Source organism: Pseudomonas sp. MD195_PC81_125 (assembly GCF_014060985.1).
In the GTDB taxonomy this organism is placed as follows: domain Bacteria; phylum Pseudomonadota; class Gammaproteobacteria; order Pseudomonadales; family Pseudomonadaceae; genus Aquipseudomonas; species Aquipseudomonas parakoreensis.
The window spans coordinates 1-548 of record NZ_JABULD010000917.1 but is presented as its reverse complement, the minus strand read 5'-3'; the positions used below and the strand labels follow the sequence as shown (position 1 = coordinate 548).

Annotated in this window: 1 protein-coding gene and 1 pseudogene; both read left to right on the top strand. The window is 51.6% G+C overall.

The features are described 5' to 3' along the window. Positions 1 to 148: pseudogene (locus HT737_RS32220) on the top strand (ArsR family transcriptional regulator); the annotation flags it as partial. A gap of 181 nt (positions 149 to 329) precedes the next feature. Then, positions 330 to 548 (top strand): hypothetical protein (locus HT737_RS30335; protein WP_182404666.1); only part of this gene is annotated, 219 nt, incomplete at its 3' end.

The following is a 548-nucleotide window of genomic DNA, read 5'->3' as shown; positions in this document are numbered from 1 at the left end:
CAAGGCGCCGGGCAGTGATGCAATCAGCAACTGGGTCTATCGCGCGCTGCCTGTGAGTTATGACTGGGTGCCGGCGGGAACGCCGCGTTCAGAGACGGCAGTTCTGGTGCCGGCCATTGGTGTGCAACAAACCCAAGTCAGCCGTTAGTTATTAAGGCTCTTCGGAATCGAAATAAGTTATGAGCGACATGAATAGTGTATATAGCAATATCGTTGATAAGTGCCGTGGACAATAAGTCAATGGACAACCATCCTGTGTGTCGTGAGTTTCCAGGAGGAAACTTGCTCTCATCGGAAGACACTTATCCAACGATAAAGGAAATCACGTTATGTCGAGCATTAATGGCAATTATGTAAACGCTAACGCTGGCGCCAAACTGACGATCACCGATGGTAACGATTCCAACGGCACCTTCAGCGGCAAGTTCAGCCAGAACGGCGTGAACTACGACATCGCCTACGGGCATTACCATTTCCAGAACAGTACCGGGCAGCCGACGATCATCACGTTCGCGGCGCTGAATGACGGCACTGGCTATCAGTCCTGG